General features: G+C 59.8%; 24 protein-coding genes and 3 pseudogenes. 7 read left to right on the forward strand and 20 right to left on the reverse strand.

From position 1 onward, the window contains the following. From EIEH_RS18865 to yceD, 15 genes and pseudogenes are all read right to left on the reverse strand, one after another. Window positions 1–278 (reverse strand): annotated as a pseudogene (locus EIEH_RS18865) (hypothetical protein); the annotation flags it as partial. A gap of 136 nt (window positions 279–414) precedes the next feature. Further along, window positions 415–1,848, reverse strand: a complete 1,434-nt coding sequence (gene ptsG / locus EIEH_RS05825; RefSeq protein WP_015871650.1) for a PTS glucose transporter subunit IIBC — start codon at window positions 1,846–1,848, stop codon at window positions 415–417. A gap of 306 nt (window positions 1,849–2,154) precedes the next feature. After that, window positions 2,155–2,943 carry a metal-dependent hydrolase gene (locus EIEH_RS05830; RefSeq protein WP_015871651.1) on the reverse strand — a complete coding sequence of 263 codons (789 nt, stop codon included), beginning with the start codon at window positions 2,941–2,943 and terminating at the stop codon, window positions 2,155–2,157. A gap of 29 nt (window positions 2,944–2,972) precedes the next feature. Beyond that, window positions 2,973–3,959 carry a DNA polymerase III subunit delta' gene (gene holB / locus EIEH_RS05835; RefSeq protein WP_015871652.1) on the reverse strand — a complete coding sequence of 329 codons (987 nt, stop codon included), beginning with the start codon at window positions 3,957–3,959 and terminating at the stop codon, window positions 2,973–2,975. Continuing rightward, on the reverse strand, window positions 3,956–4,597 hold the full coding sequence (tmk, locus tag EIEH_RS05840; protein ID WP_015871653.1) for a dTMP kinase: 642 nt from the start codon (window positions 4,595–4,597) through the stop codon (window positions 3,956–3,958). The genes holB and tmk overlap by 4 nt, the downstream gene beginning before the upstream one ends. Continuing rightward, window positions 4,587–5,615, reverse strand: a complete 1,029-nt coding sequence (mltG, locus tag EIEH_RS05845; protein WP_015871654.1) for an endolytic transglycosylase MltG — start codon at window positions 5,613–5,615, stop codon at window positions 4,587–4,589. Before mltG ends, tmk begins: the two co-directional genes overlap by 11 nt. 18 nt (window positions 5,616–5,633) lie before the next feature. Continuing rightward, window positions 5,634–6,446 (reverse strand): aminodeoxychorismate lyase, encoded by an 813-nt coding sequence (pabC, locus tag EIEH_RS05850; RefSeq protein ID WP_015871655.1) that lies wholly within the window; start codon window positions 6,444–6,446, stop codon window positions 5,634–5,636. 92 nt (window positions 6,447–6,538) lie between these two features. Continuing rightward, on the reverse strand, window positions 6,539–7,780 hold the full coding sequence (gene fabF, locus EIEH_RS05855) for a beta-ketoacyl-ACP synthase II (protein WP_015871656.1): 1,242 nt from the start codon (window positions 7,778–7,780) through the stop codon (window positions 6,539–6,541). 82 nt (window positions 7,781–7,862) lie between these two features. Beyond that, window positions 7,863–8,099 carry an acyl carrier protein gene (acpP, locus tag EIEH_RS05860; RefSeq protein WP_005293837.1) on the reverse strand — a complete coding sequence of 79 codons (237 nt, stop codon included), beginning with the start codon at window positions 8,097–8,099 and terminating at the stop codon, window positions 7,863–7,865. Between the two features lie 154 nt (window positions 8,100–8,253). Then, complete coding sequence (fabG, locus tag EIEH_RS05865; protein ID WP_015871657.1) at window positions 8,254–8,988, reverse strand: 3-oxoacyl-ACP reductase FabG; 735 nt, start codon at window positions 8,986–8,988, stop codon at window positions 8,254–8,256. A 12-nt stretch (window positions 8,989–9,000) separates the two neighbouring features. Next, window positions 9,001–9,930: an ACP S-malonyltransferase gene (fabD, locus tag EIEH_RS05870; RefSeq protein WP_015871658.1), complete on the reverse strand. Its 930-nt coding sequence runs from the start codon at window positions 9,928–9,930 to the stop codon at window positions 9,001–9,003. A gap of 23 nt (window positions 9,931–9,953) precedes the next feature. Next, window positions 9,954–10,907, reverse strand: a complete 954-nt coding sequence (locus tag EIEH_RS05875) for a beta-ketoacyl-ACP synthase III (RefSeq protein ID WP_015871659.1) — start codon at window positions 10,905–10,907, stop codon at window positions 9,954–9,956. A 6-nt stretch (window positions 10,908–10,913) separates the two neighbouring features. Continuing rightward, window positions 10,914–11,948 carry a phosphate acyltransferase PlsX gene (plsX, locus tag EIEH_RS05880; protein WP_015871660.1) on the reverse strand — a complete coding sequence of 345 codons (1,035 nt, stop codon included), beginning with the start codon at window positions 11,946–11,948 and terminating at the stop codon, window positions 10,914–10,916. Window positions 11,949–11,976: 28 nt separating this feature from the next. Further along, window positions 11,977–12,147 (reverse strand): 50S ribosomal protein L32, encoded by a 171-nt coding sequence (gene rpmF / locus EIEH_RS05885; protein ID WP_005287307.1) that lies wholly within the window; start codon window positions 12,145–12,147, stop codon window positions 11,977–11,979. A gap of 16 nt (window positions 12,148–12,163) precedes the next feature. Next, window positions 12,164–12,685, reverse strand: coding sequence for a 23S rRNA accumulation protein YceD (gene yceD, locus EIEH_RS05890; RefSeq protein WP_015871661.1), 522 nt, complete (start codon window positions 12,683–12,685; stop codon window positions 12,164–12,166). A 141-nt stretch (window positions 12,686–12,826) separates the two neighbouring features. Between yceD and EIEH_RS05895 the strand changes: the two genes are divergently transcribed. After that, window positions 12,827–13,417: a Maf family protein gene (locus EIEH_RS05895; protein ID WP_015871662.1), complete on the forward strand. Its 591-nt coding sequence runs from the start codon at window positions 12,827–12,829 to the stop codon at window positions 13,415–13,417. 165 nt (window positions 13,418–13,582) lie between these two features. Continuing rightward, window positions 13,583–13,756, forward strand: coding sequence for a YadA-like family protein (locus EIEH_RS18870; protein WP_015871663.1), 174 nt, complete (start codon window positions 13,583–13,585; stop codon window positions 13,754–13,756). Between the two features lie 64 nt (window positions 13,757–13,820). On the opposite strand, the gene rluC is transcribed toward EIEH_RS18870, so the two are convergent. After that, the gene (rluC, locus tag EIEH_RS05900) at window positions 13,821–14,783 is read right to left on the reverse strand and encodes a 23S rRNA pseudouridine(955/2504/2580) synthase RluC (RefSeq protein ID WP_015871664.1); all 963 of its coding nucleotides are present in this window, start codon (window positions 14,781–14,783) and stop codon (window positions 13,821–13,823) included. A gap of 577 nt (window positions 14,784–15,360) precedes the next feature. On the opposite strand from rluC, the gene rne reads away from it, so the two are divergent. After that, the gene (rne, locus tag EIEH_RS05905) at window positions 15,361–18,576 is read left to right on the forward strand and encodes a ribonuclease E (RefSeq protein WP_015871667.1); all 3,216 of its coding nucleotides are present in this window, start codon (window positions 15,361–15,363) and stop codon (window positions 18,574–18,576) included. Window positions 18,577–18,628: 52 nt separating this feature from the next. On the opposite strand, the gene EIEH_RS05910 is transcribed toward rne, so the two are convergent. Then, complete coding sequence (locus tag EIEH_RS05910; protein WP_015871668.1) at window positions 18,629–18,919, reverse strand: putative quinol monooxygenase; 291 nt, start codon at window positions 18,917–18,919, stop codon at window positions 18,629–18,631. Between the two features lie 346 nt (window positions 18,920–19,265). Here EIEH_RS05910 and pyrC point away from each other — a divergent pair, with 346 nt between their 5' ends. The 3 genes from pyrC (at window position 19,266) to fetB (ending at window position 21,832) form a co-directional block, all read left to right on the forward strand. Further along, on the forward strand, window positions 19,266–20,312 hold the full coding sequence (pyrC, locus tag EIEH_RS05915; protein WP_015871669.1) for a dihydroorotase: 1,047 nt from the start codon (window positions 19,266–19,268) through the stop codon (window positions 20,310–20,312). Between the two features lie 70 nt (window positions 20,313–20,382). Next, window positions 20,383–21,081, forward strand: a complete 699-nt coding sequence (fetA, locus tag EIEH_RS05920; RefSeq protein WP_015871670.1) for an iron efflux ABC transporter ATP-binding subunit FetA — start codon at window positions 20,383–20,385, stop codon at window positions 21,079–21,081. Beyond that, entirely contained in the window at window positions 21,074–21,832 is a 759-nt protein-coding gene (gene fetB / locus EIEH_RS05925) for an iron efflux ABC transporter permease subunit FetB (protein ID WP_015871671.1), read from the forward strand. The genes fetA and fetB overlap by 8 nt, the downstream gene beginning before the upstream one ends. A gap of 77 nt (window positions 21,833–21,909) precedes the next feature. Here fetB and fumA read toward each other — a convergent pair whose 3' ends face one another. The 3 genes and pseudogenes from fumA to EIEH_RS20185 form a co-directional block, all read right to left on the reverse strand. Next, window positions 21,910–23,556, reverse strand: a complete 1,647-nt coding sequence (gene fumA / locus EIEH_RS05930; RefSeq protein ID WP_015871672.1) for a class I fumarate hydratase FumA — start codon at window positions 23,554–23,556, stop codon at window positions 21,910–21,912. A gap of 640 nt (window positions 23,557–24,196) precedes the next feature. Next, window positions 24,197–24,307: pseudogene (locus tag EIEH_RS19630) on the reverse strand (IS5/IS1182 family transposase); the annotation flags it as partial. 75 nt (window positions 24,308–24,382) lie between these two features. Then, a pseudogene (locus EIEH_RS20185) lies at window positions 24,383–24,942 on the reverse strand (transposase); the annotation flags it as partial. Window positions 24,943–24,952: 10 nt separating this feature from the next. Here EIEH_RS20185 and EIEH_RS19255 point away from each other — a divergent pair. After that, window positions 24,953–25,102 (forward strand): transposase, encoded by a 150-nt coding sequence (locus EIEH_RS19255; protein WP_015871676.1) that lies wholly within the window; start codon window positions 24,953–24,955, stop codon window positions 25,100–25,102. Window positions 25,103–25,178: the final 76 nt, after the last annotated feature.

The raw sequence follows: 25,178 nt of genomic DNA on the forward strand, positions 1-25,178 counted from the left end.
GGGTGGATAATACCACGACACTAATTTGGAGTCACCACCCACGAATTGCGGAGAGATACGTTTTGCTTTATGGCCAATATCGCTGATACGCCGCGCCATAAAATGCGCACCGCACAAGCTTCCATAACAACAACTGCGGACGGACATGTTGCCAGAAACTGCATTAGCTTCGTGCGCGTGAATTTCTTACGCAAAAGCGCCTTACCAGATTTATCCTGGCAGTGAACATGAAAAGAGTGTTTACCGAGAGCGATACCAATAAGCGCAATGTTTTCCATTATGGCCTCTCCAGAAAGAAAAACACCCTGCCAGCGTACCGCTCACAGGGTGGGGGGGTGACCATCTCATTAACCCCCGTAAAAACGGGGGCGAACTAACGTAACCACCCTGTCAAAGGCGTATCACGCACTTGCATCAATGGCTGCGAATATAGTCGTCCATTTCGGTCTTCAGGTTATCGGACTTGGTACCAAAGATGGCCTGCACCCCAGAGCCCGCCACCACCACCCCGGCAGCGCCCAGCTTCTTAAGCCCGGCCTGATCCACCCTGGCGACATCGGCGACGCTGACGCGCAGGCGGGTAATACAGGCGTCCAGGTTGGTAATATTTTCCTTACCGCCAAATGCCTGTACCAGCGACGCAGCCATGTCGTTGCCGCTCTGCGCGCTCTGCTCGCTGCTGCTCTCCTCGCGGCCCGGCGTCTTCAGGTTCAGCTTGACGATCAGCACGCGGAAGATCACGTAGTACAGCAGCGCGTAGCACAGGCCGACGATCGGGAACAGCCACAGCTTGCTGCCGTTGCCGCTCAGAACGATAAAATCGATCAGGCCATGTGAGAAGCTGGTTCCGTCGCGCATCCCCAGCAGGATACAGATCGGGAACGCCAGACCGGCCAGAATCGCGTGGATCACATACAGGATCGGCGCCACGAACATAAAGGCAAACTCGATAGGCTCGGTGATCCCGGTCAGGAATGAGGTCAGCGCCGCGGAGATCATGATCCCGGCCACCTTGGTACGGTTTTCCGGCTTCGCCGAATGCCAGATGGCGATCGCCGCCGCCGGCAGGCCATACATTTTGAACAGGAAGCCACCGGAGAGTTTACCCGCCGTCGGATCGCCGGCCATATAGCGCGGAATATCGCCGTGGAACACCTGTCCCGCCGCATTCACATACTCACCGATCTGCATCTGGAACGGTACGTTCCAGATATGGTGCAGGCCAAATGGCACCAGTGCACGCTCTACCAGACCATAGATGCCGAATGCGACCACCGGGTTCTGATAGGCGGCCCACTGGGAAAAATGCTGAATGGCGGAGCCAACCGGCGGCCAAATGAAGGAGAGCACCACGCCCAGCGCAATCGCTGCCAGGCCGGAGATAATCGGCACAAAGCGTTTACCGGCAAAGAAGCCCAGATATTCCGGCAGTTTGATGCGGTAGAAGCGGTTAAACATATAGGCGGCGATAGAACCGGCGATGATCCCGCCGAGCACCCCGGTATCCGCCAGATGCTTGGCGGCAATCTCTTCCGAGGGCAGATGCAGCACCAGCGGTGCCACCACGGCCATGGTTTTCACCATGATGCCATAGGCAACCACGGCGGCCAGGGCTGATACCCCGTCATTATTGGTAAATCCCAACGCCACGCCGATGGCAAAGATCAGCGGCATATTGGCAAATACCGAGCCACCGGCCTCAGCCATCACATGGGAAACCACCGCGGGAAGCCAACTAAAGTTTGCCGATCCGACGCCGAGCAGTATGCCTGCGATAGGTAGGACTGATACGGGCAGCATCAGTGACTTACCAACCTTTTGCAGGTTGGCAAATGCGTTTTTAAACATAATTGAGTGTGCTCCTGAGTAAAAATGCTCTTTTTATCCGCGCCGGAAACAGCGCACCGCCGCAGGGAAGAGAGCCCCGGACGTCGGGTGTCTATGCACCCTTGTATTTTTTACGCAGGGTAAAATAAATAGGTTGAGTTATGTTTGATGGCTGTCACATTTCACACATTACAGCATTTTATTTAACATTTATATAAAGAAAATACACTTCCATTAACCATTCTATTGCGTTATTATCCAATTTACCCGCCGTTTATCCGGCTAAAAATGCCCATCGCCGGGCATTTTTACACAGGATGAAATATATTAATCCGCCTCTGGCAGTGTCACTCCAAACAAACGGCTAAAATTGGCGCTGGTCTGTGCGGCCAGCTGCCGTGGATCGACACCCTTCAGCACCGCCAGGTACTCAGCGACATCACGCACGTAGGCTGGCTGGTTCTCTTTTCCGCGGTGCGGCACCGGCGCCAGATAGGGCGAGTCGGTCTCCACCAGCAGGCGATCCAGCGGCACATAGCGGGCCACCTCACGCAGGGCGTCCGCGGTGCGGAACGTCACGATGCCGGAGAAGGAGATATAAAACCCGAGATCCAGCAGCGCCGCCGCCGTCGCACGATCCTCGGTAAAGCAGTGCAGCACGCCGCCGCACGCCTCCGCCCCCTCCTCGCGCAGGATCGCCAGCGTATCATCCCGCGCGTCGCGGGTATGCACGATCACCGGTTTGCCCAGCGCGCGGCCGATACGGATATGCTGGCGAAACGAATCCTGCTGCAGGACGATATTATCCTGCTGATAGTAGTAGTCGAGCCCGGTCTCCCCCAGCGCCACTACGCCCGGCTGCGCCGCCAGGCTGCGCAGCGCCCCGTAGTCATAGCCCTCCTCCAGATTCAGCGGATGGACTCCGCAGGAGAATGCCACATCGCGCCGCTCGCCGATCCGCTCACGCATGCTGCGATAGCCCGGCAGCGTCGTCGCGACCGCCAACACAAAGCCCACGCCGCGCGCACGGGCATCGGCCAACACGCTGTCGACGCCGTCGTGCAGCGTCTCATAGTTCAAGCCATCAAGATGGCAGTGCGAATCCACTAGATACATAAGAAACCTACAGTCTGTCTATGACCGGCTCACGGGTGGGCCGGTGCGGGTGCGTCCCATACGCAAAGTTGGCGCATGAGCATCAATTCACGGTTTACCCCCGGCGTCGCCAGCAACTGGTGGCGACAAGCGATCCATGCCTGCAGCAGGCGCCGCAGATCGGCCTCGCCGAGACACGTCGCCAGCCGCTGGATTAACGGGAGGTGGTCACAGTTAGTGACGCTGGCCGCGGCGCCGTGGCACAGCTTCAGGGCATCCAGCAGCAGGGCGCACAGCCAGCCCAGCCGTTCGCTACCGTCGTCATGGTTCAACACGCCCAGCAGCGTCAGCCACTGGCGGCTCTCCAACGCCTGATACAGCGCCTGACACAGCGCCTCGCGCTGGGTCCAGCGCGGCGGCTGCAGTAGCGCCAGCGCTGCTGCCGGTGCGCCTGCACTCAGGCGCAGGGCACTGCGCTGGGCCTGCGCATCCCCCGGCATCTGCTGCGTCAACCAGCGCAGGCTGACGCCCTCGGCCGGCGGAGCGAGATAGAGGTAGAAACAGCGGCTGCGCAGCGTCGGCAACAACTGCGCCGGTTCGCGGGTTCCCAGCAGGAAATAGGTCCGTGCGGGCGGCTCCTCCAGCGTCTTCAGCAGGGCATTGGCCGCCGCTTCGCTGAGCTGCTCGCTGCGGGCGATCCACACCAGCTTGGCTCCCCCCTGCTGGGCATGGCTCTGCAGCTGCTCAATGAGCTGACGCACCGGTTCAATACCCAGCGTCGACTTCCCTTTCTCCGGCTGCAGCACGTGCCAGTCAGGGTGGGTGCCCGCCATCATCAGGCGGCAGGCATGGCATTCGCCACAGCTCTTATCTCCCTGCGGGCGCTGACAAAGCAACCAGCGGGCCAGAGCGTATACCAGCGACTCCTCACCCATGCCGTCGATGGCATGCAGCAGCAGCGCATGGTGGCCACGCCCCTCCTGATGCTGTGCCAGCAGCTGGCGATACGGTGCGTTGAGCCAGGGATACCAGTTCACACCTGCGCCTCCTGAGAGGCCAGCCACGCCCGTAGCGCCTGACGGATCGCCGCACTGACCTGCTCCAGCGGCTGCCCGGCATCCAGAGTTACGATGGTCTCATCCACGGCAGCCAACGCCAGATAGCGGGCGCGGGTGCGTTCAAAGAAAGCCAGAGACTCCCGCTCAATGCGATCCAGCTCACCGCGGCTGCGCGCCCGCTCCAGCCCCTGCTGCGGCGGGATATCCAGATACAGCGTCAAATCGGGTTTAAAGTCGCCCAGCACCGTATCGCGCAGGGTCTGCATCAGATGGGTATCAATACCCCGCCCCCCGCCCTGATAGGCCTGGGAGGACAGATCGTGACGATCGCCCACTACCCAGGCTCCGCGGGCCAGCGCCGGTTTGATCACATTTTCGACCAGCTGAACCCGGGCAGCATACAGCATCAGTACCTCGGCGCGGTCGGTCAGCGTTTCGCCATCGACCCCCTCTTTCACCAGCGTGCGCAGATGCTCGGCCAGCGGCGTTCCGCCCGGCTCACGGGTGAAGACCACCTCCGGAATGCCGTGACGGCGCAGCTCATCCACCACCACGTCGCGCGCAGTCGTCTTACCGGCGCCCTCCAACCCCTCAATCACGATGAACTTACTTTCCATTCTTATCCCTCAATGCCTGCAGATAGGCCCGCACCGCCTGATTATGGCTCTGCAGGTTGGTACTGAATACATGCCCTCCCTTACCGTCCGCCACAAAATAGAGATAGGGCGTTTTGGCCGGGTGAGCCGCCGCATCCAGAGATGCCTTGCCCGGCATGGCGATGGGCGTCGGTGGCAGACCGGCGATAACGTAGGTGTTATAGGGCGTCGGCTGCTGTAGGTCACGCCGCGTCAGGTTGCCATTATAGGCATCTCCCAGGCCATAGATCACGGTCGGATCGGTTTGCAGACGCATCCCGATCCGCAGGCGGTTGATGAATACCGAAGCCACCTTGGGACGCTCCTCGCCCAGCCCGGTCTCTTTCTCTATGATTGAGGCCATGGTGACCATCTGCTGCGGAGTTTTATAGGGTAGCGCGACGTCACGCTGCGCCCACTGCTGTGCCACCTCTTGTTCCATCCGGGCGTGTGCGCGCTTCAGCAACATCAGATCGCTGGTACCGGCGGTATAGCGGTAGGTGTCGGGGTATAACCCCCCTTCCAGAGACTGCCCCGCCGTGATCCCCAGTCGTTGGGCGATTTGCGCCTCGCTCTCCCCACGCAGCGTCTGCCGCACCTGTGGGGCATCGGCCAGCACCTTCAGCCAATCGCTGAAACGGGTGCCCTCGATAAAGCGCACGTCAAACTGCGCCTCTCGGCCGCTGCTGAACAGCGCCAGCATGTCGCGCACCGTCATCCCGGGTGTCAGCCGATAGGTACCGGCCTTAAACTGCGCCAGATCCGGCTCCAGCTGCAGCAGCCAGGGCAAATAGCGTCCACTGTGGATCAGGCGATCGCGGATCAACAGCGCCTGCAGCTTATCCCGCCCGCTGCCGGAAGGCAGCTTAAACAGCGTCGCCTGGCTCAGGGGCAAAGGGGTGCGGGCGAAGCGCTCCACCTGGTGATACCCCATCACACCTATAGCGCCCAGCAACAGCAGCACCAACGCCGCAATCCAGGCTATCCATTTTCTCTTCATTCAACCGCCATCACACCGCTATGCCTCAACCTGCAGGCAGTGCGGTAATAAAAATTGATACAGCGTGCGATCGCTGAAAACCTGCGTTGCCACCCGGCGCACCGGCAGCAACGGCATCAGCGCATTGCACACCACGACTTCATCGGCCGCCAGCAGGGACGGCAGACCGGCATCGACCTCGGCAAGGTGATACCCGCTGTGCGCCAGCACCCGACAGATGCGCTGACGCATCAGCCCATCCACGCCGCAGCGGGTCAGGCGCGGGGTAAACACCTGCTGACCACTGCGCCAGAACAGATTGGCCGCACAGCACTCCACCAGGTTATCCTGAGTGTCAAGCACCAGCGCCTCATCCGCCTGTGTCTGCGCCAGGCTGGCCCGGATCAGCACCTGCTCTAACCGATTCAGATGTTTGATCCCCGCCAACAACGGTTGATGCGCCAGTCTGACCGGACTCACGATCAGGTTTATCCCCCGCTCACGCAGCGCCGGATAGTGTGAAGGGAGCGGTGCTGTACTGAAGATCCGGCGCGGCGAATGGCTCCCGGTAGGATCATAGCCCCGGCCACCGCAGCCGCGGGTAACGATCGCCTTCAGGACACCCTCATCGCGGGTCGCCGCATACTGCTCAGCCTCGGCCTGCCAGCGCGGCCAGGCCACACCATGGATCATCAGGCGTTCGCAGGCGCGCTGCATCCGGGTCAGATGCGCCTGTAGCCCGTCGACCCGGCCATTGACGATGCGGGCCGTGGTAAAACAGCCGTCGCCATACTGCAGCCCGCGATCGCGCAGGTCGATCTGCTGGCACTCTTCTCCATCAAGCCAATACATTCGCCTCTCCCTTCGTTCGTGCACATCACCCTATTCTAACCGCCGGGATAAAAAAATGGCCCCCGAAGGAGCCATTTCCCAACGATACGCCATTACACCTTGCGGAAGATAATGGAGCCGTTGGTACCGCCGAAGCCAAAGGAGTTGCACAGCGCATACTCCAGGCCGCTGACCTGACGGGCTTCGTGCGGAACGAAGTCCAGATCGCAACCCTCATCCGGGTTGTCCAGGTTAATGGTCGGCGGGATCACCTGATCGCGCAGCGCCAGAATGGTAAAGATGGACTCTACCGCGCCAGCGGCACCCAGCAGGTGGCCGGTCATCGACTTGGTCGAGCTGACCATCACACGGGCCACGTCGGCGCCGTAGACATTCTTGACCGCCTGGGTCTCCGCCTTATCGCCGGCCGCCGTAGAGGTGCCGTGGGCGTTGATATAGCCGACTTGTGCCGGCGTCACACCCGCGTCACGCAAGGCGTTTTCCATCGCCTGCGCCGCACCGGCGCCATCGGCCGGTGGGGACGTCATGTGATAGGCATCGCTGCTCATGCCAAAGCCAACCAGCTCGGCATAGATCTTGGCACCACGCGCCTTGGCATGTTCATACTCTTCCAGCACCAGAATGCCGGCGCCATCGCCCAGCACGAAGCCGTCGCGATCTTTGTCCCACGGACGGCTCGCCGCCTGCGGGTTATCATTGCGGGTCGAGAGCGCACGCGCGGCGCCAAATCCGCCGACGCCCAGCTGCGTACTCGCCTTTTCTGCGCCGCCAGCCAGCATGGCATCGGCGTCGCCATACGCGATCATTCGCGCCGCGTGGCCAATGTTATGCACGCCAGAGGTGCAGGCCGTCGCAATCGAGATGCTCGGTCCACGCAGCCCCAGCATGATGGACAGATGCCCGGCCACCATGTTGACGATGGTTGATGGAACGAAAAACGGGCTGATCTTACGCGGGCCACCGTGCATCAGCGCACTGTGGTTTTCTTCGATCAGGCCGAGGCCGCCGATCCCGGAGCCGATAGCGGCGCCAATACGCGGGGCGTTTTCTTCCGTAATCTCCAGCCCGGAGTCTTGGAAGGCCTGAATACCGGCCATGATCCCGTACTGAATGAAGAGATCCATCTTCCGCGCCTCTTTGCGCGAAATATGCTCTTCGCAATTAAAATCCTTTACTAAGCCAGCAAAACGCGTTGCATAGGCGCTAGTATCGAAATGGTCGATCAGGCTGATGCCACTCTGACCGGCAAGAATCGCATTCCATGTGGAATCTACGGTATTGCCGACAGGAGACAACATGCCCAGTCCGGTCACAACAACTCGACGCTTAGACACGTTTGTCCTCCAGGGAGGGAAGTGATACTTGATGAATGCAGGAAAAACGTAGGCGGTCGAATGACCGCCTAGATGAGTTCACTTACTTGTTTGCAGCTTCGATGTAGTCGATAGCGGCCTGAACAGTGGTGATCTTCTCTGCTTCTTCATCCGGAATCTCAGTATCAAACTCTTCTTCCAGAGCCATAACCAGTTCAACGGTATCAAGAGAATCAGCACCCAGATCGTCAACGAAAGAAGCTGAATTCACAACTTCGTCTTCTTTAACACCCAGCTGTTCAACAATGATTTTCTTAACGCGTTCTTCGATAGTGCTCATACTCTTAAATTTCCTATCAAAACTCGCTTGCGCGATGGTTTTCGTAGTGTATTGAAAGTTGAAAAAGATGCAACCAAATCCCGGCTGGTCAAACCACGATTTTGCTCTATTTTGCGGTGTTTTGCTCAATAAAGGCAAATAGTTTTCGTGATTTTTAGATCATGTACATGCCGCCATTGACATGTAACGTCTCACCGGTAATGTAGGCCGCCTCATCCGAGGCCAGGAAGGCAACGGCGTAGGCGATCTCTTTGGCATCCCCCAGACGAGCGGCCGGAACCGCAGCCAGAATGCCGCTGCGCTGCTCATCGGAGAGCGCACGCGTCATATCGGTCTCGATAAACCCAGGTGCCACCACGTTAACCGTGATGCCGCGGGAGGCGACTTCACGCGCCAGCGACTTGCTGAAGCCAATAAGACCCGCTTTCGCCGCCGCGTAGTTCGCCTGCCCACCGTTCCCCATGGTACCCACCACGGAGCCGATGGTAATAATACGCCCACAACGTTTCTTCATCATCGCGCGCATGACGGCTTTTGACAGGCGGAACACCGACGTCAGGTTGGTGTCCAGGATATCCTGCCACTCATCATCTTTCATCCGCATCAGCAGATTATCGCGGGTGATCCCGGCGTTATTGACCAGAATATCGATCTCGCCAAACTCAGCGCGCACGCGCTCCAGCATGCTGTCGATAGAGGCAGCGTCGGTCACGTTCAGCGCCATTCCCATACCGTTATCGCCCAGATAAGCGCTAATCGCCTCTGCGCCCTTATCGCTGGTAGCCGTACCGATGACACGGGCACCGCGGGCGGCCAGAGTCTCGGCGATAGCGCGGCCAATGCCACGGCTGGCACCGGTTACCAGTGCAATTTTACCTTCTAAGCTCATGTTTTCCTCGTCTTACTGTTCGAGAGCAACGCTCAGGGATGCGCAGTCATTTACCGCAGCGGCGGTCATGGTATCGACGATACGCTTGGTCAGACCGGTCAGCACTTTGCCCGGGCCCATCTCCAGCAAATGGTCAACGCCTTCGGCGGCCATCAGCTGTACGGTCTCGGTCCAGCGAACCGGGCTGTAGAGCTGGCGCACCAGCGCATCGCGGATCGCATCGGCGTCGGTCGCTGCCGTCACGTCGACGTTATTGATCACCGGGCAGGACGGCGCATGAAACGCAATGGCCTGCAGCGCCCCGGCCAGCTGGTCCGCGGCCGGCTTCATCAGCGCGCAGTGGGATGGCACGCTGACCGGCAACGGCAGCGCACGCTTGGCACCGGCGGCCTTGCAGGCTGCCCCGGCACGCTCGACGGCCTCTTTTTCACCGGCGATTACCACCTGCCCCGGCGAGTTGAAGTTGACCGGCGCGACCACCTGCCCCTGCGCTGCCCCGGTGCAGGCGGCGGCGATGGCGTCGTTGTCCAGACCAATGATGGCGTACATCGCACCGGTACCTGCCGGCACCGCCTGCTGCATCAGCTTACCGCGCAGCTCGACCAGGCGTACCGCCTGCGTAAAGTCGAGTACACCGGCGCAGACCAGCGCAGAGTACTCACCCAGGCTGTGTCCGGCCATCATCGCCGGCTGTTTGCCATGGTTCTGCTGCCAGACGCGGTAAATCGCGACGGAGGCCGTCAGCAGCGCCGGCTGGGTCTGCCAGGTCTTGTTCAGCTCTTCGGCTGGTCCCTGCTGCACCAAGCGCCACAGATCGTAGCCCAGCGCCTCGGAGGCCTCGGCGAAGGTCTGCCCGACCACCGGATACTGTGCGGCTAAATCGGCCAGCATACCCACGGTCTGTGACCCCTGCCCGGGGAATACCATTGCAAATGTAGACATGAGTGTTTTCCTGAACAAAAAAATCAAAAACGAACCAGTGCGGAGCCCCAGGTGAAACCGCCACCGAAAGCCTCCAGCAAAATCAGCTGGCCACGCTGGATACGACCGTCGCGTACCGCCTCATCCAACGCCGCCGGAACCGAGGCCGCCGAGGTATTACCGTGACGATCCAGCGTCACCACCACGTTATCCAGGCTCATGCCCAGCTTCTTCGCGGTCGCGCTGATGATACGCAGGTTCGCCTGATGCGGCACCAGCCAGTCCAGATCATCGCGGGATAGCTGGTTAGCCTGCAGCGTCTCATCCACGATATGCGCCAGCTCGGTCACGGCCACCTTGAATACCTCGTTCCCTGCCATGGTCAGGTACGCCTGATCCTCGGTATGGCGCGGACGGTTAGGCAGCGTCAACAGCTCACCATAGCGGCCGTCAGCATGAATATGGGTCGACAGGATCCCCGGCTGCTCAGAGGCGCTCAGCACCACGGCTCCGGCGCCATCACCAAACAGGATCACCGTGCCGCGATCCTGCTGATCCACGGTGCGCGCCAGCACATCCGAACCGATCACCAGCGCGTGGCGTACCGCACCGCCTTTAATGTACTGATCGGCGATACTCAGTGCATAGGTGAACCCGGCACAGGCCGCACCGACGTCGAAGGCCGGAGATCCGTTACGGATCCCCAACATATTCTGAACTTCGCAGGCGGCGCTGGGAAACGCGTTATTGGCCGAGGTGGTCGCCACGATGATCAGGCCGATATCGTCCTTGTCGATCTGAGCCATGTCCAGAGCGTGTTTGGCCGCTTCAAATGCCATGGTGGCGACGGACTCGTCCGCCGCGGCGATACGACGCTCGTGGATACCGGTACGGCTGACGATCCACTCGTCAGAGGTCTCCACCATCCTCTCTAAATCAGCATTGGTGCGTACTTGTACGGGCAGGTAGCTCCCCGTACCGAGAATTCTTGTATGCATGTACGATTAGTCACTCTTGGGTAATACAGCCTTAAGGCGCAGTGCGATCCGCTCAGGGATCTGCCGTTGCGCCGCCTGCACAGCCTGTTGTATGGCGACAGCGAACGCCCGTTGGTTTGCCGCCCCATGGCTCTTGATTACAGAGCCACGTAATCCTAACAGACAAGCGCCATTATACTGGTCGGGGTTCAAATGCCCGAAACGCTTCGCCACTCTTTTTTGTATCCAGCGCCCCAGCCAGCGCAGCCACCAGGCGCTGCGCGGTTTATCGCCCGCCGGCTTCAGCAGGGAGAGGAACATACGCACCACTCCCTCCATGGTTTTCAGCGTAACATTACCCACGAAGCCGTCACACACCAATACATCGGTTTTTCCACTGAGCAGGTCATTGCCTTCCAGATAACCAATATAGTCGATGGCCGGCGTTGTCTTCAGCACAGCGGCGGCTTCGCGGATATTGTCCAGTCCCTTACACTCTTCTTCCCCGATATTCAGTAACGCGACGCGCGGCGCCGGGATACCGACAATCTCTTCCGCCAGCACCGCGCCCATCACGGCAAACTGTACCAGCATGGCACTGCTGCAGGCCACGTTGGCCCCGAGATCCAGCACCACGGTCTTACTCTTACGCTGATTGGGCAGCACCGTCACCAGCGCCGGACGGTCGATGCCCTCCAGCGGTTTTAGCAACAGCGTCGCCAGCCCCATCAGTGCGCCGGTGTTTCCCGCACTGACCACCGCCTGGGCTTCGCCGCGCTTCACCAGCTCCAGCGCAATGCGCATTGAGCTGCCACGGCTGTTGCGGATGGCGTGTGACGGCTTGGCGTCGTTGGGGATCACGGTTTCGGCTGCCACCACCCGTAGCCGGGAGCGCAGTGAAGCGTCTGCGGCGGAAAGGTAAGGCGCGATAGCGTCGGGCTGGCCGACCAACAAAAGGGACAGTGACGAAATTGAAGTCAGTGCCTGCAGCGCGGCAGGCACTGTGATGCAGGGACCAAAGTCCCCGCTCATCGCATCTAACGCAAGGGTTAGACGAGTCAAGGTATCGCCTTGTTAATACAGAGCTGTATTACTTAGCGATGACCTTGCGACCGCGGTAGAAACCATCCGCAGTGACGTGGTGACGCAGGTGAGTTTCACCGGAAACCTTGTCAACAGAGACGGTTGCAGTGGTCAGCGCATCGTGGGAACGACGCATACCACGGCAAGAGCGGGTTTTTTTGTTCTGCTGTACGGCCATGGACCTTACTCCTTGATTACTTTCGCTTTAAACTGGCTAGTGCGGCAAATGGATTCGGTTTTTCCGCCTCGGGAGGCAGCTTACCGAACACCATGTCCGCGTCGGACACTTCACAGTGTTCAGATTCATGCACCGGAACCACCGGCAAGGCGAGGATGATTTCATCTTCGACCATCGCCAGCAGATCGACTTCGCCGTATTCATTGACGTCGATCGGCTCGTAAATTTCCGGCAATGCTTCAGCCTGCTCGTCATTGGCGACCGGACTGAAACAATACGTTACGTGGAGGTGATGCTGGAATGGCTGATTACAGCGCTGGCACTGCAACGTTACGCTAACGTCGGCATGCCCACGGATCACAGCCAACCGCTGATTGTCGATTGAAAAGGACATTTCAGCGGAGACATCGCTGTCCACGCTGACCACAGATTCAGCTAAGCGCGTTAACTGCCCGGAAGCATAGACACCAACATAGTCTAAACGCTTCTGCGCAGCGCGTACCGGATCAAGGGTCAAGGGTAATTTTACCTTTTGCATAGGGCGCGCATATTAACTTTGTAAAGCCATAGAGTCAAAGGAAAAGGCCACTCTCGCGCCCCTTTCCCCCAATATTCGCTTCCTGAGCGGCGGACAGTTTAGAATGATGCCATCATTAACGCCATGCTTTCGGGAAAAAATATGTTACCCCTGCTGCTTGCCTCGACCTCGCCCTACCGCCGTGCACTGCTGGAGAAGCTGGCGCTGCCTTTTATCTGCGCAGCGCCACACACGGACGAAACGCCGCTGCCCAATGAAAGTGCCCAGGCGCTGGTCTGTCGCCTAGCAGAGGCCAAGGCGCGCGCGCTGGCCGCCGACTATCCGGCGCACCTGATCATCGGCAGCGATCAGGTCTGCGTACTCAACGGACAGATCACCGGGAAACCTTTAAGCCATGAGCGCGCCTGCGCCCAGCTGCGCGCCGCCAGCGGACAACGCATCACGTTTTATAGCGGCCTGAGCGTGCTCAACAGCGCCAGCGGCGCCTGCCATACGCTGTGTGAACCGTTTCATGTTCACTTTCGGCCCCTGAGCGATGCCGAAATCGACGCTTATGTAACGCTGGAGCAACCGCTCCGCTGTGCCGGCAGCTTTATGTGCGAAGGGGCCGGGATTCTGCTGTTCGAGCGTCTGGAGGGGCGTGACCCCAATGCCCTGATCGGACTGCCGCTGATCGCGCTGAACACACTGCTACAGCGCCACGGCGTGAATCCGCTGCTGGCCGCCAGATAATCGGCGCACAGGATGACGGAACGGCGCTCCCCGCGACGCTCAGGAGCTATATCGCCAGGCTAAAAACGGCCATTGATGAGAGTAATGATGCCAATCTGCAGCGGCGGGCTCCCCACGGCAGATCAGCCTTCTCTGTCGCGGGGTCGACGATAGCCGTAAGGCGCTGTGCCAGCCCTATGGGGTCGGGAAGGTCACCGTGACGGCGGCCATGGGGGATATAAGGATGAGCAGGCCGCCGCCGTCGGCTGCCGGGTCAACGAAACCTTCGCCACCAAGGGGAGCAACGCCTTTGGCAGCGGCTCTGCCGCTTACCATATCGGGGTCAGTCCGGAGTTTTAAACCGTCGTCAACGCAGTAGGCCCCGCTAACGCGGGGCCTACTTTTTTGTCGCGCCCGCGCCGCCTCAGCTCAGCGCACTGCGCGCGCGCAGCGCGTTCAGGCAGTGGCGCAGCGCGGCGTCCAGCGGCGCCTCTACGCGCAGGGTCTCGCCACTGTGCGGGTGCACGAAGCGCAGCGCCGCCGCATGCAGAAACAGACGGTTTAAGCCGGTATCCGCCAGCTCGCGATCGAAGTCGCGATCGCCATAGCGATCGTCAAAGGCGATCGGGTGGCCGGCATGCAGGGTATGGACGCGGATCTGGTGGGTCCGCCCGGTCACCGGGCTGGCCTTCACCAGCGTGGCGTTGGCAAAGCGCTCCTCTACCTTAAAGCGGGTCTCCGACGGCTTGCCCTCGGCGTTAACCCGCACGACGCGCTCGCCGCTTTGCAGGGTATTTTTCAGCAGCGGCGCCTGCACCACTTTGCAGTGCGACTGCCACTGGCCGCGCACCAGCGCCAGGTAATCCTTCTGCATCCCCTTCTCGCGCAGCTGCTCATGCAGCGAGCGCAGCGCTGAGCGCTTTTTCGCCACCAGAAGTACCCCGGAGGTCTCGCGATCCAACCGATGCACCAACTCCAGGAAACGGGCCTCCGGGCGCAGGGCGCGCAACCCTTCAATCACGCCAAAACTGAGGCCGCTGCCGCCGTGTACCGCAGTACCCGAGGGCTTATTCAGCACCAGCAGGTAGTCATCTTCATACAGGATACAGCCATTGAGCGCGGCGACCTTATCCAGACGGGCTGACACCGGCGCCTCATCGCGCTCTGCCACCCGCACCGGCGGGATGCGGACCTGATCCCCGGCTTCCAGCTTATATTCCGGCTTGATGCGTTTCTTATTGACCCGCACCTCACCCTTACGCACGATGCGATAGATCATACTCTTTGGCACACCCTTTAACTGGTTGCGCAAAAAATTATCAATTCGCTGTCCCGCCTCATCGGCGGCGATCGTGACTAACTTGACGGAGGTATTTTGTGTATTCATGGGCGCGATTTTAAAGAGCGCCGCAACGCCGCGCTACTGCTATTTTCAGCCACTGTGCAATAATTTGGCGATAGCGTGCACCACGGCGACGCACGGACATACCCATCAGCAGAGTTTATGGTGTGACATATCGTCATAGGGAAATTTTCTGCAAACAACCCGCAATGGCGTCTTGCTATATTTGTCATTGCAGTGAAATAATGGAGTCGTTTTCTGCACTTTTTTCCATCAAAGCGAAAAAAGAGGTGGGATTCAACGTTTACCTGATAGCGCAGAAATGCAGCAATGGCGTAAGACGTAGTGCGAAATCAAGTAATTAGCGGGCTGCGGGTCGCAGTCTGACCAACAACATGGAATCAGTTGGCCGCATCCTTTTTCTGCAGTGCCATCCTGATAAACAGCGCTGTCTTTCACAAAGAAATGCAGGCTTACCGAATATTGCGCCCCTATGCAGGCGACAACCGTGAGGTTGACGACTTTGCGATAAGACTCGGGGTCATCGGTCTTCCTCCCGGTCAGAAAGGTCTTTTCGCCCGCAGCTTAAGTTGCCAATGCAAAAAAAACGAGTACGTTAACGATGAAAAGAATGTTAATCAACGCAACTCAGCAGGAGGAGTTGCGCGTCGCCCTTGTGGATGGCCAGCGACTGTACGATCTGGATATTGAAAGCCCGGGTCACGAACAGAAGAAAGCAAACATTTACAAGGGTAAAATCACCCGTATTGAGCCCAGTCTGGAAGCCGCCTTTGTTGACTACGGCGCTGAACGACACGGTTTTCTGCCCCTCAAAGAGATCGCCCGCGAATATTTTCCCAGCAGCTACTCCGCCCACGGCCGTCCCAACATTAAGGACGTGCTGCGCGAAGGCCAGGAGGTCATTGTTCAGGTCGATAAAGAAGAGCGTGGCAACAAAGGGGCTGCGCTGACCACCTTTATCAGCCTGGCGGGCAGCTATCTGGTGCTGATGCCCAACAACCCGCGCGCCGGCGGTATCTCCCGCCGTATCGAAGGTGATGACCGCACCGAGCTGAAAGAGGCACTCTCCTCTCTGCAGATCCCTGACGGTATGGGACTGATCGTCCGCACCGCCGGCGTCGGCAAGTCTGCCGAAGCGCTGCAGTGGGATCTCTCTTTCCGCCTGAAGCACTGGGACGCCATCAAGAAAGCCGCCGAAGGCCGCCCTGCGCCGTTCCTGATCCATCAGGAAAGCAACGTTATCGTCCGCGCCTTCCGTGACTATCTGCGCCCGGACATCGGCGAAATCCTGATCGACAACCCGAAGATCCTCGACTTGGCCAAGCAGCATATCGCCGCCTTGGGCCGTCCAGACTTCAGCAGTAAAATCAAGCTGTATACCGGTGAGATCCCGCTGTTCAGCCACTATCAGATCGAGTCACAGATCGAGTCCGCCTTCCAGCGTGAAGTCCGTCTGCCCTCCGGCGGCTCTATCGTTATCGACAGCACTGAGGCGCTGACCGCCATCGATATCAACTCTGCCCGCGCTACCCGCGGCGGCGATATCGAAGAGACGGCGTTCAACACCAATCTGGAAGCCGCCGATGAAATCGCCCGTCAGCTGCGCCTGCGCGACCTGGGCGGTCTGATCGTGATCGACTTTATCGATATGACCCCGGTACGCCACCAGCGCGAGGTGGAAAACCGCCTGCGCGATGCCGTACGTCAGGATCGCGCCCGTATTCAGATCGGCCGGATCTCCCGCTTTGGCCTGCTGGAGATGTCCCGCCAGCGCCTCAGCCCCTCTCTGGGTGAATCCAGCCACCACGTCTGCCCACGCTGTAACGGCACCGGTACCGTACGTGACAACGAATCACTGGCGCTGTCCATTCTGCGTCTGATCGAAGAGGAAGCACTGAAGGAGAACTCCCGTGAAGTGCACGCCATCGTGCCGGTACCGGTCGCCTCTTATCTGCTGAACGAAAAGCGTGACGCCGTAAACGCCATTGAGAAACGTCAGCCGGACGTGCGGGTTATCGTGGTACCCAACGAGCAAATGCAGACCCCGCACTATGCCGTTATGCGGGTTCGCAAAGGTGAAGAGACCCATACCCTGAGCTACAAGCTGCCGCAGCTGCACGAAGCGGAAGCCTGCGGTGATGAAGAGGTGCCGGCAGAGCGTAAGCGTCCGGAGCAGCCTGCACTGGCGGCCTTTAGCCTGAATGTCGCTGCACCGCCGATCGACGCCGCGCAGGATAAGCCTATCGCTGCCGACGTCGCACCGACTGAGCGCCCGCAGCCGGTAGCCGACACCCGTCCGGGACTGTTTGGTCGCCTGGTTGCCTCCCTGAAAGGGATCTTCGCCGGTGAAGCCGCACCGGCGCCGGTGCAGGAAGATAAACCTGCCGTCAGCGCAGAGCGTCCGCGTGAAGAGAGCCGCTCCCCGCAGGAGCGCCGCGGTCGGCGTCAGAATCCGCGTCGTGAACGCGGTGAGCGCGGTGAGCGCGGTGATCGTCCGGAGCGCGGTGAGCGTCCGGAGCGTGGTGAACGTCCGGAGCGTGCGAACCGCGACGGCCGTGAAAACCGCGACGAACAGCGCCGTGGCCGCCGCCAGACTCAGCCGACACTGGCGACAGAGAGCGGCGTAGAGGAGAATGCCCAGCAGCGCGAAGAGCAGCAACAGCGCCGCGAGCAGCGCAACGAGCGTCAGCGTCGTCGTCAGGAAGAGAAGCGCCAGGCCCAGCAAGAGGTCAAGGCGCTGGACTCCGCCACACAGCCAGATGAGGAGATCGCAGAGGAGAGCGTACCGGCCCAGCGCCGTCAACGCCGTCAGCTGAGCCAGAAAATCCGCATCGGCGATAGCGCGTCAGCAGTCGTCAATACCGATGCAGATACCGCTGTGGCACCGGTCGCCGACGCGACCACCGCTCCGGCTCTGCCGGTGGTCAGCGCTCAGCCTCAGGAGAGTGCCACCGCGGCAACGGAGGAAGATAACGCGCCGCGCCATGAAAATGGCATGCCGCGCCGCTCCCGCCGTTCACCGCGCCACCTGCGCGTCAGTGGGCAGCGCCGTCGCCGCTATCGTGACGAGCGTTATCCGCAGCAGTCTCCGATGCCGTTGACGCTGGCGGTATACTCTCCGGAGATGGCCTCCGGCAAGGTGTGGATCAGCTATCCTGTCGCCACCCCGGCCGCCGCCGAGACCGCCGCGCTCGAAACGCCGCGCGTCATGGAGGAGAGCGCCGCCCCGGTAACGGTAGAGACCCTCGCCGCCGTACCGGCTGAAACCACGCGTCCAGAGGCCATCGCCGAGGCCGTCGTCAACGACACCGCGACCGCCGAACCGGTGGTGCAGGCGCCGGCGATCATCGTCCCGGCCGCTGCCGTTGAGGAGCAGGCCTGCGAGGCCATCGCGGCATCGCCGTCGCCGGTGACAGCAGAGGAGAGCGTCACGCACGCCGTCTGTGCCGCCGCCGCACCGACGCTGGAAGAGGCACTGCCTGCATTGGCCCAGGCCGAAGCGCAGGCTGCTGAAGCGGAACTCAAGGCCGAAGCCGAAGCCGAAGCCGAAGCCGAAGCCGAAGCCAGCGTAGCCGCCCCCATGGTAGCGCCGGCGGCAATGGCCCCGAGCGATACGCACGCCGCGACGCACGAACACGGTCGCGCCAGCGCGCCGATGACCACGGCACCGGCGCCAGCCTATGTCACACCGGCAGCGGTAGTCAGCACCTGGGTTCGCCCGGAGTATGACTTCCACGGCCGCAGTGCCGCCGGTGCAGACGCTGCGACCAGTCAGGCTGCAGCGCCAGCCACGAAACCGGTCATGCCGCAGGAGTAAGATGCAGCCAGCCCCAAAAACCCGCCGAAAGGCGGGTTTTTTTATATCGGCGCTAGGCTATCTGTTGCAGCCGTTTAATCTCAACGCTGGCACACCGCCCTTCGATCCCCTGCAGAAAGGCGGCAAAATGGGCGCTTTTCTCATGCTGCGCCAACGCCTGCGGCGACTGCCAGATCTCAAAGAACACCAGCGTTGCGGCCTGCCCCTCTTCCTGATGGAGGTCATAACGCACATTTCCTGCCTCGGCGCGGCTGGGCTCAACCAGCTGCAGCGCGGCGTGGCGTACCGCCTCTTGCTGCCCCGTGGATGCGACCAGCGTCGCGACAATGCGAACTTCACTCATAACACACTCCTCTTTTGGCCGGGGTGCCCCGCGGTACGGCGCTGATATATTGAACCGCGGCGGGCACCGCCTGGAATACATCCGTCGTGGTACGCGACGGATGCCTACAGGATCACCTTACCCGTTTTTGCCGCCCGCGACATGAGCCATCAGCACTCAATCACCCCATCGCCCTGCTCAAGCGCACAATTTGATGACACCATACAACAATCAGATGCATCCAGACCCGTTTCCCGTTATCCTTATCGCCCGGCACAGAAATGTTCACTGCGCCCTGGCGCCCTGCCCTTGCGGCGGCCAGAAGCCTGCGCAGTCCATCAGACATATCCACCAGCCGGAGTCCGTAATGACCGTAATGCAGCACACCCTGAAGATCCGCCGCCCTGACGATTGGCACCTCCATCTGCGCGATGATGCGATGCTGCACAGCGTGTTACCCTACACCAGCCGCCACTTTTCCCGGGCTGTGGTGATGCCCAACCTGGTTCCGCCGATCACCTCCGTGGAGCAGTGCATCGCCTATCGCCAGCGCATTCTCGACGCCGTGCCTCAGGGGCACGCGTTTACCCCACTGATGACCTGCTATCTGACCGATGCCCTCTCGGTAGACACGTTGATGCACGGCCAGCGGGAAGGCGTATTCACCGCCGCCAAGCTGTATCCGGCCAACGCCACCACCAACTCGGCCTGCGGCGTCACCTCCATTCCCGGACTGTATCCGCTGTTTGAGGCGATGCAGCAGAGCGGCATGCCGCTGTTGATCCACGGTGAGGTCACCCAGGCGGATATCGACATCTTCGATCGCGAGGCTCGCTTTATCGAGCAGGTGATGCTGCCGCTGCGCCGCGACTTCCCCGAGCTGCGCATCGTCTTTGAGCACATCACCACCCGCGAGGCGGCCCAGTTTGTCGCCGAAGGCGATCGCTATCTGGCGGCAACCATTACCCCGCAGCACCTGATGTTCAACCGCAACCACATGCTGGTCGGCGGGATTCACCCGCACCTGTACTGCCTGCCGATCCTCAAGCGCAGCGTGCACCAGCAGGCGCTGCGCAAGGCGGCCACCAGCGGGCAGACCTGTTTCTTCCTCGGTACCGACTCCGCGCCGCACCTGCGCGGGCGCAAAGAGTCAGCCTGCGGCTGCGCCGGGGTCTTCAACGCGCCGACGGCGCTACAGGCCTACGCAACGGTCTTTGAAGAGGAGCAGGCGCTGCAGCATCTGGAGGCTTTCTGTTCGCTGAACGGACCGGCTTTCTATGGACTCCCGGCCAATGAGGCGTATATTGAGCTGGCACAGGAGCCTGCGTCTGTCGTCGACAGCATCGCCAGCGGCGATGAAACCCTGACCCCCTTCCTGGCAGGGGAAACGCTGCGATGGTCGGTACGCGCGTAGGCTCAGGACACTATTTACTCCGGCCTGTCCCTTAGGACAGGCCTTTTTGTTGGTAGCCGTGAGGGAGAATATGACCGCAACACCGCTACTGGCGCTCAATCACATCGACTTCAGCGCTAATGGACGCCCCATTCTGCACGACGTCTCGCTGACGCTACAGCCCGGCGAATTCAAAGTAATCACGGGCCCCTCGGGCTGCGGCAAGAGCACGCTGCTCAAGATTGCGGCCTCACTGCTGGAGCCGCAGCGCGGCGAGATCCTGCTGCAGGGAAAACCCCTGGGAAGCTATCCTCCGGAGGCGTACCGTAAGCAGGTCTCCTACAGCGTCCAAACGCCGGTGCTGTTCGGTAATACGGTGCGTGACAACCTGCTGTTTCCCTATCAGATCCGCAGCGACACGCCGGATATGGACCGCATCCGCCGCGGTCTGATGCAGTTTGGCCTGCCGCTGCACACGCTGGATCAGCGCATCGAAGATCTCTCCGGCGGCGAGCGTCAGCGCGTGGCGCTGCTGCGTAACATTCAGTATATGCCGCAGGTGCTGCTGCTGGACGAGATCACCAGCGCGCTGGATGAGCACAATCGGACCATCGTGCATCAGGTCATCTCGCACCTCAATCAGCAGCAGGGGGTCGCCATTATCTGGGTCACTCACAGCAGCGATGAGATTACCCAGTGCGACAATGTGATAACCCTGCCACGTCTGGCCGACAGCGACGACGCAGAGGAAGACGGGACCCAGCCAAACGGAGAGCAGCGCCATGAATAGCCACAACATTACCGATCAGTCCCTGGTCATGGCCCTGGCGCTGGTCGCCATTGCGCTGGTCATCAGTGGGCGGGAAAAGCTGGGACTCGGCAAGGACATTCTGTGGAGCGTCAGCCGCGCCATCGTCCAGCTGATCCTGGTGGGCTACGTCTTAAAGTATATCTTTCATCTGGACAGCGCCCTGCTGACCCTATTGATGGTGCTGTTTATCTGCGTCAACGCGGCCTGGAACGCGAAAAAGCGCAGTAAGAACCTCAGCAATGCCTTTGCCATGTCGCTGATCGCCATCGTCACCGGTACCGCGCTGACCCTGGCGATCCTGATCGTCAGCGGCTCCATCGAATTCACCCCGATGCAGGTGATCCCCATCGCCGGGATGATCGCCGGTAATGCCATGGTGGCCGTCGGCCTGTGCTATAACAACCTGCGCCAGCGCTTCCACGACGAACGTCAGCGGGTGCAGGAGATGCTCAGCCTGGGCGCGACCCCGAAGCAGGCATCGGCGGGGATCATCCGCGCCAGCATCAAAGCAGCGATGATCCCCACCGTCGACTCCGCCAAAACCGTCGGGCTGGTCAGCCTGCCGGGCATGATGTCGGGCCTGATCTTCGCCGGTATCGATCCGGTCAAGGCCATCCGCTATCAGATTATGGTGACCTTTATGCTGATCTCCACCGCCAGCCTCTCCACCATCATCGCGGGCTACCTCGCCTACGCCAGGTTCTACACGGCCCGCGATCAGCTGCGCTAGGCCCATACAAAAATCCCCACGCCATGGCGTGGGGATCAATGGGATAACCGGCCACTATCGCTGCCGGGATTAGCCGCTTATTTCATGCAGCCACTGCAGCGGCTGGTCACAATCTGCTGAAAGAAGTCATTCCCCTTGTCATCCACCAGGATGAAGGCCGGGAAGTCCTCTACCTCAATCTTCCAGATAGCCTCCATTCCCAGCTCAGGATAGGCCACGCAGGTCAGGCTCTTAATGCTCTGCTGGGCCAGTACCGCCGCTGGGCCGCCGATACTGCCCAGATAGAAGCCGCCGTGTTTATGGCAGGCGTCGGTGACCTGCTGGCTGCGGTTTCCTTTGGCCAGCATAACCATGCTGCCGCCGTTGGCCTGCAGCAGGTCAACATAGGAGTCCATACGGCCTGCCGTGGTTGGCCCCAGTGAGCCAGAGGCATGGCCCGCCGGCGTCTTGGCCGGGCCTGCATAGTAGATCGGGTGATCCTTCACATACTGCGGCAGCGGCTTGCCTTCGTCCAGCAGCGCCTTCAGCTTGGCGTGGGCGATATCACGCCCGACGATGATGGTGCCGGAAAGCGACAGACGGGTGGAGACCGGATACTGGGAGAGCTGCGCCAGAATCTCCTTCATCGGACGGTTGAGATCCACCTTGATGGCCTCCCCCTCGCCGGCCTGGCGCAGATGCTCAGGAATATATTTACCCGGGTTATGCTCCAACTTCTCGATCCAGATCCCCTCGCGGTTAATCTTGGCCTTAATATTGCGATCCGCCGAGCAGGAAACCCCCATGCCGACCGGACAGGAGGCACCGTGACGCGGCAGGCGGATCACCCGCACATCGTGGGCAAAGTATTTACCGCCGAACTGCGCGCCCAGCCCCAGCGCCTGGGCTGCCAGCAGCAGCTCCTGCTCCAGCGCCACGTCACGGAACGCCTGGCCGTATTCATTGCCCTCGGTCGGCAACGCATCATAGTACTTGGTCGATGCCAGTTTCACCGTCTTCAGGGTAGACTCCGCCGAGGTGCCACCGATGACGAAGGCCACGTGGTATGGCGGGCAGGCCGCGGTGCCCAGGGTACGCATCTTCTCGATCAGGAAAGCCTTCAGCTTCTCCGGCGTGAGCAGCGCCTTGGTCTCCTGATACAGATAGGTTTTATTGGCTGAGCCGCCGCCTTTGGCGACGCACAGGAATTTGTACTCCTCGCCCTCAGTGGCGTACAGATCGATCTGCGCCGGCAGGTTGGTCCCGGTATTGACCTCATTGTACATATCCAGCGCGGCGTTCTGGGAATAGCGCAGGTTATCTTCGATATAGGTGTTATAAACCCCGCGCGACAGCGCCTCGGCATCGCCGCCACCGGTCCAAACGCGCTGGCCTTTTTTACCCACGATAATCGCCGTCCCGGTGTCCTGACAGGTCGGCAGCACCCCCTTGGCGGCGATTTCGGAGTTACGCAGGAACTGCAGCGCGACATATTTATCGTTTTCGCTGGCCTGCGGATCGTCAAGGATCGCGGCGACCTGGCGCTGATGAGCCGGGCGCAGCATAAACGAGGCATCGTGGAACGCCTGCTGGGCCAACAGCGTCAGCGCCTGCGGCTCGACCTTCAGCATCTCCTGGCCTTCAAAGCTGACCACGGAAACATGCTCCTTACTCAGCAGATAATAGTCGGTGTCATCGCCTTGCAGCGGAAACGGATCTTGATAATGGAAGGGTTTATTTGACATTTTTCTCTCGCTTACAACGTCAGCTTGTATAAATTTACCGAGCCACGCAGCGCCATCGCCGTGATGCCCGATAAGAAAAACCGCGCGACCTGTTAACTTTACCACCCGATGTTAACATGTTATTTACAATAAGCGTTGTGCGACCGCGCTCAGTATCGGCATGCAACGGGACTTAACCTAATCATCAGGTGAATCCATCCTGCCAAATAACCCTAGCGAGGTAACAGGATCAAAATCAAACTATGGGGGATTAATTGTCGTATGTTTGGGGAAAGGAGAGATTAATCAGCTTGATTTAAAAAGAAAATGAACAAAATGGCTAAAATCGGCATACCCAGGGCGGGGCACATTACCCACTCCGCTTCAGGATCGCAGTCCCCCACCCATGGAGATATATTCACAAATGGCGTCTACCACTGCCTTCACGACGTGGAAGCACGTGGTGGAATAAATACCGACGGGTTCACGGCGGCAGACCGCATCACGCCGATACACCTCAAACTCAAGCAGTCCCGTAACGATTCTGCCTCTGCGGCACATAACCGTTATGGAACATTTCAGGGCGGTTGCCCACTGCGCTCCGCCAGCAGCCTGTGGTACAACAGACCGCCTAAGCACGTCCCCGGCAAGAAGGAGCACGCCGCGGTACCATCAGGAACATGGTGATAGCCATATCGGTGCCATGAAGCGATTGACCACGACCTTGAGGCTGTGCATTGTCAGTCCATGCCGCAATGGCAGATTCATCAAGTCAAAGGCTTTGTTAATGAAATTGAACCGTACCGGTTTTATGGGAGAGAGTTAAGTCCGGGAACTCAGGCTGTCAGCTATTCCCGAAATTGCTGGTGTTACCGATAGCTGCAATCAGTACGGTGGCGGTTATCGGGCCAATGCCCGGGATCTTGCTGACATAGTGCATTTTTGCGGTGGACTGCCCCCACCCCGGTAGACGATCCTGCCCTATAGTTGGACTGCCCCCACCCCGGTAGCACTGCTCAATGTGCTGATCAGGCGCAGCGACAATATCAAACAGATATGTCATATGGTGGTGCAACAGACTCAGTTGTGCACGGAATAGAGATGGCAATGAGTTATCGGCATCTTCCAGGATCTCAGGTAACTGGAGTTGTAGCCGTTGGATCCCCCGGGGCACGACGATGCCAAATTCAGCCAATAGCCCCCCGAATTTGATTCGCCTGAGCGGTCCGTAGCCTGATGAAACGCTGACGACTCCGGTGAAGTACCAATACAGCTTGCTGCTCAGGTCTCTTGACAGGCATGAATCGCATGTTGAGTCACGTGACGGCTCCGGCAAATAGCCTCGGCCTCTGCAGCATCATACTTACTGGTTTTGACATAGGGCTTGACGAACTGAGGGGCCATCAAGAAACGCAAAATGTTCCCGACGGATGACTCGGTGCGTAAAATGATTTATTTGGCGATACAGGCCGCAGCGAAAAAATGGAGTATGCCGATCCAGAACTGGCGGCTGGCTATGAGCCCTTTTATTATCGAGTTCGGTGACCGCCTGAGCACTCACTTTTAATACGATAGCAGTTACACAGAGTTATTTACAGACTCCGTTTGCAGCCTGTTGAACAATCGCTTGCCGTGTTCGTCAA

The organism is Edwardsiella ictaluri ATCC 33202 (assembly GCF_000264785.1).
Classification (GTDB): domain Bacteria; phylum Pseudomonadota; class Gammaproteobacteria; order Enterobacterales; family Enterobacteriaceae; genus Edwardsiella; species Edwardsiella ictaluri.